This is a genomic window from Streptomyces sp. NPDC057654 (genome assembly GCF_042800135.1).
Classification (GTDB): domain Bacteria; phylum Actinomycetota; class Actinomycetes; order Streptomycetales; family Streptomycetaceae; genus Streptomyces.
The window spans coordinates 1-11,018 of sequence record NZ_JBHVHQ010000222.1 but is presented as its reverse complement, the minus strand read 5'-3'; the positions used below and the strand labels follow the sequence as shown (position 1 = coordinate 11,018).

General features: G+C 71.6%; 9 protein-coding genes. 3 read left to right on the top strand and 6 right to left on the bottom strand.

Going from position 1 to position 11,018, the window contains the following annotated elements:
* Positions 1 to 90 precede the first annotated feature (90 nt).
* The 3 genes from pqqA to ACFU99_RS18505 all read right to left on the bottom strand — a co-directional run bounded on the left by pqqA (position 91) and on the right by ACFU99_RS18505 (position 3,393).
* On the bottom strand, positions 91 to 234 hold the full coding sequence (pqqA, locus tag ACFU99_RS18515) for a pyrroloquinoline quinone precursor peptide PqqA (protein ID WP_384392958.1): 144 nt from the start codon (positions 232 to 234) through the stop codon (positions 91 to 93).
* 76 nt (positions 235 to 310) lie between these two features.
* Positions 311 to 2,119, bottom strand: a complete 1,809-nt coding sequence (locus ACFU99_RS18510) for a discoidin domain-containing protein (protein ID WP_384392956.1) — start codon at positions 2,117 to 2,119, stop codon at positions 311 to 313.
* Positions 2,116 to 3,393 carry a glycoside hydrolase family 105 protein gene (locus ACFU99_RS18505; RefSeq protein WP_384392953.1) on the bottom strand — a complete coding sequence of 426 codons (1,278 nt, stop codon included), beginning with the start codon at positions 3,391 to 3,393 and terminating at the stop codon, positions 2,116 to 2,118. Before ACFU99_RS18505 ends, ACFU99_RS18510 begins: the two co-directional genes overlap by 4 nt.
* A 538-nt stretch (positions 3,394 to 3,931) precedes the next feature.
* Between ACFU99_RS18505 and ACFU99_RS18500 the strand changes: the two genes are divergently transcribed.
* From ACFU99_RS18500 to ACFU99_RS18490, 3 genes are all read left to right on the top strand, one after another.
* The gene (locus ACFU99_RS18500) at positions 3,932 to 5,065 is read left to right on the top strand and encodes a PQQ-dependent sugar dehydrogenase (protein WP_384392950.1); all 1,134 of its coding nucleotides are present in this window, start codon (positions 3,932 to 3,934) and stop codon (positions 5,063 to 5,065) included.
* Between the two features lie 142 nt (positions 5,066 to 5,207).
* Positions 5,208 to 5,789 carry a TetR/AcrR family transcriptional regulator gene (locus ACFU99_RS18495; protein WP_384392947.1) on the top strand — a complete coding sequence of 194 codons (582 nt, stop codon included), beginning with the start codon at positions 5,208 to 5,210 and terminating at the stop codon, positions 5,787 to 5,789.
* 121 nt (positions 5,790 to 5,910) lie between these two features.
* Positions 5,911 to 6,678 (top strand): SDR family NAD(P)-dependent oxidoreductase, encoded by a 768-nt coding sequence (locus ACFU99_RS18490; RefSeq protein WP_384392944.1) that lies wholly within the window; start codon positions 5,911 to 5,913, stop codon positions 6,676 to 6,678.
* On the opposite strand, the gene ACFU99_RS18485 is transcribed toward ACFU99_RS18490, so the two are convergent.
* The 3 genes from ACFU99_RS18485 to ACFU99_RS18475 form a co-directional block, all read right to left on the bottom strand.
* Positions 6,606 to 7,988: an amino acid permease gene (locus ACFU99_RS18485; protein WP_384392941.1), complete on the bottom strand. Its 1,383-nt coding sequence runs from the start codon at positions 7,986 to 7,988 to the stop codon at positions 6,606 to 6,608. The two genes, ACFU99_RS18490 and ACFU99_RS18485, sit on opposite strands and share 73 nt — an antisense overlap.
* Positions 7,989 to 8,323: 335 nt before the next feature.
* Positions 8,324 to 8,671, bottom strand: a complete 348-nt coding sequence (locus ACFU99_RS18480) for an Lsr2 family protein (protein ID WP_384392939.1) — start codon at positions 8,669 to 8,671, stop codon at positions 8,324 to 8,326.
* Between the two features lie 101 nt (positions 8,672 to 8,772).
* Positions 8,773 to 10,935, bottom strand: a complete 2,163-nt coding sequence (locus tag ACFU99_RS18475) for an alkaline phosphatase family protein (RefSeq protein ID WP_384392936.1) — start codon at positions 10,933 to 10,935, stop codon at positions 8,773 to 8,775.
* Positions 10,936 to 11,018 lie beyond the last annotated feature (83 nt).

Below are 11,018 nucleotides of genomic sequence, written 5' to 3'. Positions count from 1 at the left end.
CCCCGGAGCATCCGGGGCACGCGCAGTTCCACTGGGGCAGCCCGCCGCCCGCCGCGGTGCCGAGCACGCGCAGCAGCATGGCGGGCGCGCTCAGCGGGCGGACAGTGAGTAGGCGGTGACTTCGAGTCCGGTCTCGATGATGTCGTAGTCCGGGGTGGTCCAGACGGTGTGTCCGGCGCCCGCCTCGCGGTCGCCGGGGGCGGCGGGGGCCGAACGGTCCTGGGTGTCGTTCATGGGTTGTGCCTGCCTTTCGATGGGGGGATTCAGGTAGCTGTCGTAGGGGCGGGTGGATCAGGCCGTGCGTGGCGCGTCAGGAGCTTCCTCCCTTCCGGTGTCCGGCGGCGGGCGTGGCGTAGGCGGCGCCCAGCCATGCCTCGTCGACACGCAGGCGCTGATAGCGGGTCGTGTCGGAGGCCGCGGCGTGGGTGCTGCGGACCTCCAGCCGGATGTGGCGCGCGGTGGTCGCGGGGAGGTCGATGAAGGCGACGGCCCGGTGGCTGGGCAGGGCGCCGGTCTTCACCGGGCTTCCCCAGTTCTTGCCGTCCTCGCTCGCGTACACCCGGTAGTCCTTGATCCGCGCGGACTGCTCGGTGGCGGAGCGCGCGTAACTCACCGAGTCCTCGCGCTGGTTGAGGGCGAGATAGCGGACGGTCCGGTCCGCGCCGAGATCGAAGTCGAGGGAGACGGGGAGGGTTTTCGCGCTGTCCCAGTAGGTGCGGTAGTCGCCGTCGGCCGCCGCCGCGGGCGCGTGGCCGGGGGCTGCGGCGGTGGCGCTCATGCGGTACGAGGCGGGCGGCAGGATGCCCGTACGGCCGGCGGTCCGCACCTGGAAGACGGTGTCGTACGGGTCCCAGCCGCCCGTGCGGGTGAGGGTGAGGGAACCGCCGGACTGGGTGAAGGGGACGGGCTCGCCGGTGCGCAGGTCGCTCACGGCCGCCACGCGGTAGCCGTTGTCGCGGACGCGCAGCGTGCCGGATTTCGGGGGCGTCAGGACGTGGACGTAATGGCGGTCGGGGTCGGCCTTGCTGACGGTCGTGACGCCGTACGCGCCGTCGTTCCACTGCCCCGGCTGGAGGCCGCCGTGCAGATAGCCGCCGCCCTCGGTGCCGTGCAGGGACGGCCAGATCGCGTCGAGATAGCCGTCGGCGAAGTCGTTGAACGCCTCCTGTTTCGCGGGGAAGCGACCGCTGACCTGGGCCGTCTCCGCCATCAGGGCCTTGATGGAGGAGCCCGCGTTGGTGACGAGGCGGCCGAGGGTGAGCGCCCGGTCGACGGCGGGGTCGGAGCCGTCGTACCACCAGGCGCCCTTGGAGGGGAGTTTGAAGTCGGCCTCGATGAGGCGGGGGGCCGCGGTGTAGACGGCCTGCGGGTAGTCGTACGCCGGGGACATGCCGGTCTTCTGCTCATTGCTGATCATGTCCATGATCGGCGTGTCCTCGTTGTTGTTGCTGAGCGTGTAGTCCGGCCGTGTCTCGCGGATCTTCTCGTAGAGGCCGTGGTCGAGCCAGTAGTCGTTGTCGTTGTCGATCCAGAACCCGCCGAGCCGCGGATATCGGCCCATCACTTCGAGGAAGTTGTCGTAGGAGAACTCCCCGAAGCCGTCCCGCTCCGTGAGGTCGATGTCGCGGCCCTTGTAGCGGGAATAGGCGGCCGAGTCGAGCCACTCGTGGCCGCCCTGGTCGTGCCACTGGGGGTCGTCGGTCATATACAGGATGACCTTGAGGCCCTTCGCCTCCGCCGCCGTGATCAGCTCGCCGAGGAAGTCCCGCTTCGTGGAGCACGAGCCGGGGATCTTCGACGGCCAGGCGCGGGCGTAGCCGAGCCTGCTGTGGAAGGTGGCGAGGACGAGGTATCGCGTGTGCAGCTTCTGGGCCTCGCGCACCCAGTACGACGGGGACCAGCCGCCCTTGGTGACGTCGGACTCCCACTGGGCGCAGTCGGTGTGCTGCGGGTACGTCCGCTCGCCCCAGTGCAGGAAGAGGCCGGAGACCGAGCCGCGCAGGAACTCCTGGCGGGGGTGCTCCACTTCGGCGCGCGCCGAGCCGGGGAGGGCGAGGAGCCCCAGGAGCAGGGCGAGTGCCGCGGCGACCCTGGTGAACGCTCTCCTGCTCGTGCTCATGCCGCTCCCCCTGTCCGCGGGACGCCGGCCGCCCGAGCCGCCGCCGGGTGCCGTAGCTGCTCGTACATGATCAGGAAGGCGCCGAGGCCGTGGAAGTCGTTGGTCACGCGCGGGCGTTGGACGTAGAAGGCGTAGTCGCCGACGTTGGTGCCCACCGAGATGCCGGACAGTTCGGTCCGCCCGTCGCCGCCGAGCGAGATGCGTTGCAGCACCCCTTGGAAGCCGCGCTCGGCGACGTCCGCGTAGTGCGCGTCGAGGTAGCCCTGACGGGCGCCGCGCGCGAGGGCGAAGGTGAACATGCTCGAACAGGAGGTCTCGGTCCAGTTGTCGGACCGGCCGCCCTTGTCGATCACCTGGAACCAGCGGCCGGTGGCGGGGTCCTGGTACTTCTCCAGCCCGGCGGCGAGCCGCCGCAGGACGGTCAGGAGCCGCGAGCGGCGGGGGTGGTCCGCGGGGATGGCGTCGAGCACGTCGACGGCCGCCATGGAATACCAGCCGACGGCGCGGCACCAGCTCTCGGACGAGCGCCCGGTGTCGTCGTCCGCCCAGTCCGCCGTCCGCGATTCGTCATAGGCGTGCTTGAGCAGGCCGTTGGGCTCCTGCAAGTGGCCACCGTAGACCGTGAGTTGCCGGGCCGCCTCGTCGTAGGCGTAGCTCCGGTCGCCGAACTCGCGCGCGTACTCGACGAGGAAGGGGTTCACCATGTAGACGCCGTCGCCCCAGAGCTGGTGGGCCCTGCTCGCGGAGGTGGCGTGCCAGAACCCTCCGTCGTCGGTGCGCGGGTAGGTGTCGAGCCGGCGGCGGATCTTCTGGGCGGCGATCCGGTAGCGGTCCTGGCCCGTCTCGTGGTGCAGGATCACCAGCAGCCGCCCGGCCTGCATGCTGTCCAGGCTGTTGAACGCCTGGCCGATCTTCCCGTCGCCGTCGACGAACCGGTCCACGTACTGCTTGATGTACGAGAGGAGGCGCGGCTCGTGCGTGCGCTGGTAGACGAGGTACTGGCCGTAGAGGTAGAGGCCGACGGGGTACGACCAGCCGCCGATGGTGTCCGGAGTGTAGCGCGCGAGGGTCGAGTCCACGACCGCCGAGGACCAGTCGGCGGCGGCGCGCGGGGCGGCTGAGGCTGGGGTTGCGGCTGAGGCAGTGGCTGTGCTTGCGGCGGGGGTCGGGCGTACGGGGTCGGCGAGGGCGTCGGCGCCGCCGACGGCCGGAGCGGCGAGGGTGACCAGGGCCAGCGCTGCGGCGGTCAGGGCGCCGCGGAGTCTGCTGCTCATCGGACCTGCCTTCTGGGTCGGGGGCCGTCCGCGGCGCGGGGTCCGTGCGTCAGCGCCGCGGGCACAGTGCGTCGAGCCCGCCGCACAAGGCGCTCTCCCCCGAACCGCCTCCGGGCCGACGGGTGGTGGGCGACGGCCGCCGTCCGTCACCTTCCCTTCCGATGCAGAATCGCGAGTCGACAGGACACGGTCAATAGGGCCGGGCACATTGGTCCGATCTATCGCACGTCGGAGGCGGAACGGTGGGGGTTGGCGGGGAGCAGTAATCAGCAGGCCATCGACGTTCGCGGACGGTCCGGAAAGAGACCTCCTACCTTCGACTCCCTTGACCCGCGCACGACAAGGCTGTACGTTCCGGCCGAACCGCCGAACCAGAAGGAAACCTTCCAATCGCTCGACTCACTCGACCTCCACTGGTGTCCGGCCTCCCCCGGCTCCCCGGCCCAGCAGCCGCACCAGCGCGCAACCTCCTGTACCGGCAAACGGCGGCCGTGCCGATCCCGAGGCTCCGGCCGCGCTTCCCCATCGGAGACCCCCCATGCGCACACGCACCGGAGCCGCCCGAAACGCCCTGACGGCCTCCGCGGCCGCGACGGCACTGGCCGCGGGCCTGCTGCTGGCGACCGCCGACCCCGGCGGCGCGGCGGAGCCCCCGACGGCCGGGCCGCGGACAGCGAACGCCGCCGGCTCCGCCGCCGATTCCGCTCCCGGCGACGTCAAGACCGTCTCGTCCGACTGGACGATTCCCTGGGGCCTGAGCTGGCTGCCCGACAGCTCGGCCCTGATCACCGAGCGCGAGTCCTTCAAGGTCTTCACACTCTCGCAGTCGGGCGCGAAGAAGCAGGTCGGCAAGGTCCCTGAGGCCGTGACCACGGACGGCGAGGGCGGCCTCCTCGGGGCGGCGGTCTCGCCGAACTGGAAGAGCGACCACTACGTCTTCTTCATGCACACCGCGGCGGAGGGCAACCGCGTCGCCCGTATGACGTTCGACGGCTCCAAGCTCAGCGACTACAAGGTGCTCGTCAAGGGCATCAAGAAGAACAAGTTCCACAACGGCGGGCGGCTGAAGTTCGGCCCGGACGGATATCTCTACGCGACAGCGGGCGACGCCCGGACCTCCGACCTCGCCCAGGACAAGTCGTCGCTCAACGGCAAGATCCTGCGCATGACGACCGACGGCAAGCCCGCCCCCGGCAACCCGTTCGGCACCCTCGTCTACTCCTACGGCCACCGCAATCCGCAGGGACTGACCTGGGATCCGCAAGGGCGGCTCTGGGAGGCGGAGCTGGGCGACGCCAAGTTCGACGAGCTCAACCTCATCGAGCCCGGGAAGAACTACGGCTGGCCCAAGTGCGAGGGGCAGTGCTCCACTTCGGGGATGACCAACCCCAAGCGCCAGTGGAAGGTCGGCGAGGCGTCCCCGAGCGGCGTCACATACGCCGACGGCGCGCTGTACATGGCGGCCCTCAAGGGCCAGCGCCTGTGGCGCATCCCGGTCGACGGCACGGACGCGGGCACCCCGAAGGCGTACTACACCAAGAGCTACGGCCGGCTGCGCACCGTCGAGACGGTGCCCGGCAAGGACGCCCTGTGGCTCTCCACCACCAACGCCGATCTCGCCGGCCGCCAGCCGGCCGGTTCCGACAAGGTGTTCCAGATCGACCTGAAGTGATCGAGCGGGCGCGATAGGCGCCGAGTCCACCCCCAGGGAGCGCCCCGCCGCCTGCGAGGCGCTCCCTGAACCACGCCGTGCACGCAGGACCGCATATCGAGTTTCTTGACCGACCGTTCTCGAAACATCTAGAGTTCCCGATGTGGCCAGGACCAAGGAATTCGACCCGGACGCCGCGTTGCAGTCAGCCGTGGAGCTGTTCTGGCTGCGCGGCTATGAGGCGACGTCGATGGCGGACCTCGTGGAGCACCTCGGTGTCGCGCGGGCGAGCATCTACGCCACCTTCGGCGGCAAGCGCGAGCTGTACCTGAAGGCGCTCGAACGGTACGGGGAGCAGAAGACACCGCCGTTGATCGAGGAGTTGTCCCAACCGGGGCCGGCCCTGCCCGCCGTACGGGCGCTGGTGTGGCGCTACGCGGACGAGTCCGCCCACGACGAGCTGCGGCGCGGCTGTTTCGTCGCCAATACGGCCGTGGAGCTGGCCCCGCACGACACCGCCGCGTGCCGCCGGGTCGAGGCCGACTGGAACAGCGTCGAGACCGCGCTCACCTCGGCGCTCCTGCGCGCCAGGGCCCAGGGGGAGCTCGCCGCCGACCGGGACCCGGCGGCGCTCGCCCGGATGCTGCTCGTACTGCTCCAGGGCATGCGGGTGGTCGGCAAGTCGGGCGGCGAACCCGTCAGGCTGCGGGACGCGGCGCGGCAGGCCCTGACCCTGCTGGACTGACATCGCGACCGAGGGCCGCCTTTCGTCTTCAGCCTTTCGCCTTCTCACACCATGCCGCCTCACGCCTTTATTCGAGACCGTTCATTCTCGTATTTCGCTCTACCTCTTTGGAGAACCCACCATGACCGCACGCTTCTCCGGCAAGACCGTCCTCGTCACCGGCGGCGGCACCGGCATCGGGCGCGGCATCGCCCTCGCCTTCGCCCGCGAGGGAGCGAACGTCGTCGTCTCCGGCCGCAGGGCCGAGCCGCTCAAGGAGACCGTGGCGCTCATCGAGGCCGCGGGCGGCAGCGGTGGCGCCGCCGCCGTCACCGCCGATGTGACGGACTCGCAGGACGTGGCGCGCCTGGTCGGGGAGACCGTGGCCCGCTTCGGCTCGCTCGACGTCGCCGTCAACAACGCCGGGGTGTTCGTGCCGTCGGCCCCGGTCGCCGACATTCCCGAGGCGGACTTCCGGCGGGCCCTGGACGCCAACGTCACCGGGGCCTTCCTCTCCCTCAAGCACGAGATCGCCCATATGCGGGCCCACGGCGGCGGCGCCATCGTGAACGTCTCGTCCAACCTCGGCGCGCACAAGCGGGACGCGGGCCTCGGCGCGTACGTCGCGAGCAAGGCCGCCCTGACCGCGCTGACCCGCAACGCCGCCCTCGATCACATCGCCGACGGCGTGCGCGTCAACGCGGTGAGTCCGGGCAAGACGGACGCGCCCATGTCCACGCTGCCCGGCGAGAGCCCGGAGCAGAAGACCGAGCGCATGCGGCGCGAGATACCCGCCGGACGGGCCGCCGCCGCACAGGAGATCGCCGCGGCCGTGCTCTACCTCGCGTCGGAGGACGCCGCGTCCACCGTCGGCGCGGACTTGGTCGTCGACGGCGGCGACACGGCCTGACGGCGGGCCGCCATCCACACATAGACCGGGATGCCGGCGAACAGGAACAGCACGCCCTGGTAGATCGCGGCGTATCCGGCGCCCGCGACCAGCCAGAAGGAGAAGCCGAAGCCCACGGCGGCGAGCACCACGTCCCGCGCGAAGGAGCCCGTACGGACCTGTTCGCGCCGCCCCGTCAGCAGGAAGTAGAGCTGCGCGGCGGCGGCGAGCAGGTACGGCACGGTGGCCGAGAAGGTGGTGATCAGGACGAGGATCTTGAAGACGCCGCCGGAGCCGGAGACGTAGTTGATGACGGTGAGCAGCGAGGCGAGGACGGTGCCGACGAGCACGCCGAACGTCGGCACGCCGCGCCGTTTGCGGGCGAAGGAGACCGGGAAGAGCCCGTCCTTCGCGGCGGCGTAGGGGGCCTGCGCGCTCATCAGCGTCCAGCCGTTGAGCGCGCCGACGATGGAGATGACGGCGGCGACCGCGATGAGCGTGCCGCCCCACTCGCCGCCGAACATCACGTCGACCGCCTCGGAGAAGGGGGCGGTGGAGGTGACGAGATCGTCATGGGCGACGGTGCCGAAGACGGCGACCGTGCCCAGCAGATAGACGACGGCCGCGCCGATCACGCCGAGCACGCTGGCCCGGCCCACATTGCGCTCCGGGTCGCGGACCTCGCCGGCGCTCATCGCCGCGGACTCGACGCCCACATAGCTGTAGAGCAGGATCGCGGCCGCGGCCGAGAGCCCGCCGACCGCGCTGCCGCCGCCCTCGTTGAACGCGCCCAGTTTGTGCGGGTCGAAGAAGAAGAGGCCGACGACGGCGACGAAGAGCAGCGGTACGAACTTCAGCACCGCGGAGACGAGCTGGACCGCGCCGACCCAGCGGGTGCCCGCGAAGTTGGCGAGCGCGGGCAGCCACAGCGCGACGAGGGCGACGGTCAGATCCACGCCCATGGAGTGCCGGCCGCCCGCCAGGACATGGAAGTAGCCGACCCCGGCCACGGCGAGCGCGGCGTTGCTCACCCAGGTCATCGTCCAGTACGACCAGGCGGACAGGAACCCGGCGAAGTCGCCGAACGCCGTGCGCGCGTAGACGTACGGGCCTCCGGTGCGCGGGTCGCGCTTCGCGAGCCGCCCGAAGACGAGCGCGAGCGCGATGGCCCCGATCGTCAGGACGCCGAAGGCGACCAGGCTGACGGTGCCGAACGGGGCGACCGAGGCGGGCAGCAGGAAGATGCCGCCGCCGATGATGTTCCCCATGACCAGGGCGGTCGCGGTGGGGAGCCCGAAGCGGCGGGTGTGGGTGCCGTCGGTGTCGTGCATGAGGTGGTGCGCCTCTCGTCGTGCAGGCCCCCGTATGGTTCCGGGCGACAGAACATGCTCACCGAACCATGCTGTGCGGACAAATCACCGCGTTTCCTTGCGCGAGGCGCTGCTCAACACCGTAAAACGTCCAGCGATCTCAGCGCGCGGCGACGATTCGTCCACACGCGCGAGGGAGGTGCGGACAGTGGAGGCGCGGACGGCGATACGGCGAATCGTACGCACGGGATCGTAGGCGCGAGAGGGTGCGCGGCGGATTTCGCGGGCCGCCGCGCCAATAGCAAAGGCCCCAAGGTCATTGCCTTGGGGCCCGGCATTTCGAAAAATCCACCGGCTCAGCGGGCGGCCTTTTCGTAGGCTTCCTTCACCGACGCGGGCACCCGGCCGCGGTCGTTGACCTCGTATCCGTTCGCCTTCGCCCAGGCGCGGATCTCCGCGGTATTCTCCCCGGCGGCCGGCGCCTTGCGGGGCTTGCCCTTGGCCACGGCCACGCTGCCGCGGACCCGGCGGGCGCCCTCGGCGTGCAGATAGGGCTGAAGCAACTCCAGCAGCTTGTCGTAGTTTTCGTCGGTGAGGTCGAGTTCGACCCCCGCGCCGTCGACAAGGATGGTGTGCTTAGCGATCTCCGCCGACTCTTCGCCGGTCAGATCGTCAACGTAGGTGGTAACTACCTTCTGTGCCATGGGGGGATTATAGGGCCCGCCGGACGCGGGGCCGGACCAGCGTGCATTACGGAGAAACCGGGGGAACCGGGGGAAAAGAAGAGCGGGAACGGCATAAGGAACTACGGGACGCGGCCCGCGGCCAGTTCCTCGTCCAGGGGCGGATCGGTCGCGGGCCGGGCGGCGGCGGCCTCGTCGAGCCAGCGGCGCAGCACCTCATGTACCCGTTCCGCGCCCACGAGTTCGGCGCCGTCGGCCACGGGCGGCGTCAGTTCGCGGGGCCACAGCAGGAAGGGGTGGCCCTGTTCGCCGCCCAGGCCGCCGTGCGAGCCGATCTGCTCCTCGAAGGCGTGCACCGCGCCGGTCGCCGGATCGCAGGCGGAGTTGACCATGATGTCGGCGGCGTGCGGGAAGCCGGCGGTGCGGCGCACGGCCTCGACCGCGCCCGGCCCGAACGCGTTCAGCGGGCTGTGCTCGGCGCCCTCCCCGCTGTCCAGCCGGTGTTCGGCCCCGTCGCGGCCGAGCACCACGGGGCCGTGTTCGGCGGAGCGTACGAGCAGGAAGCCGATGCCCGGGTGTTCGGCGAGGGTGCGCAGCAGGGCCGGGTGGTGGCGCTCGATGTCCTCGCGGCTCGCGCGGCCGGGGAAGTCGGGGAAGGAGACGAGGCCGAGGTTCCCGGAGCCGAGCACGACGGGGTCCCGCGACGGGCCGCGGCGGGTCTCCTCCTCCGGGGTCTCCGCGGCCTCCGGGCGGCGCAGGGCGGCGCGCGCCGCGACCCGTGCCTCGGCGCCGCTGCGGGTGCGCTGGGCGCGGCGCGGCACGGGCAGCCCGCATCCGGCCCGTACCAGGTCCTGGAGGGTGAGGCCGTAACGGGCGGCGAAGGTCGCGCCGGGGCTCTGGCCGTGGTCGGAGAGGAGCACGAGCCGGTAGTCGCGCGGCGCGTGGTCGATGACCTTGGCGATCAGCGCGAGCGACCGGTCGAGGCGGCGCAGCACCTGGTGGGTGTCGCGGCTGCGCGGCCCGGAGTGGTGGGCCACCTCGTCGTACGCGACCAGGTCGGCGTAGACGGCGGTGCGGCCGGAGAGGATGTCGCCGATGACGGCGGCCACCACCACGTCGCGCTCGACGACGGTCGCGAAGGCGCGGATGAAGGGGTACAGGCCGCCGCGCCCCACGCGGGGGCGCTCGCGGCGGGCCTTGGCGGCGAGGGACTGGCCGATCTCCCGGAAGAGTTCGGCGATGAAGGAGGCGGCGGTGCGGGCGGCGTTGGCGGGGTCGCAGAAGTAGGCGAAGTAGCCGGAGCGGGAGCGGTTCTCGCGGCCTCGCCGGGCGGCGATGGACAGCACCAGGGCGAGCTGGTCGGCGCCGCCGGTGAAGAGGTTGCCGCGGCTGGCGCCGTCGTCGGTGAGCAGCCCGGCGTGGCCGCTGCGGGCGGCGGCGCGGCGCTGGAGCTCGGCGGCGCTGCTCGGCCGGTTGCTGATCATCACCTCGCCGCTCTCCTTCTCGTACCAGCGGAAGGCGGGCACGTCCTCGTTGGAGCCGTGCAGGATGCCGAGCTGGCTGGCGCCGGTCTGGCTGGACCAGTCGGTGCGCCACGGGGTGAGGCGGTGGGTGGTGGCGGCCCACCGCGCCACGTGCTCCATCAGCGGCGGCCGGGTCCGGCCGGCCGTGCCGGGGCGCTCGCGCAGGGCGTCGCGCAGCACGTCGTGGCCGACGCCGTCGAGCTGGAGGAAGACCGTGCCGGGCGGCATCGGTCGGGCCGGGTCCCCGGCGGCTGTGTCCCCGCTGCCCCCGCTGCCCCCGCTGTCCTGGCTGTCCTGGCGGCGTCTTCGGCGGTCGGCGAGGCGGGCGAGCCGCCGCCGGTACGCGCCGTCGTCGTGGACGGTGAGCGCGGTGCTGGTGGCGGAGGAGGCGGCGGACATCACGGCGGCGACCACGACGGCGGTCTCCGGGCCGACGGAGCCGTTGCCGACGGGGGCCAGATCGAGGGCGACGAGCAGCAGCGAGGCGTTGAGGAAGAAGACCAGGAGGCCGAGCACGAAGGCCGGCACGAGCAGCAGGGCCCGTACGAGCAGGGGCCAGACCAGGGCGCTGAGCAGGCCGAACGCTCCGGCGCCGGCCGCGGCCGTGATGGCTATCCGGGTGGCGCTGTCGCCGTCGGCGGACTGGAGGCGGAAGTCGGGGAGGACGGCGGCGAGGACGACCATGGTGACGGTGGAGACCGCCCAGACGACCAGCACCCGGAACAGGGCTATGCCCACGGTCCGCCATCGGGGCACCTGCACGCCGTTCTCACCTCACGTCCGCCGCCCGCATCGCGCACACGGACTCCCTTCACAGCGTGTCATAGCGCCGCGGGAAGCGACGG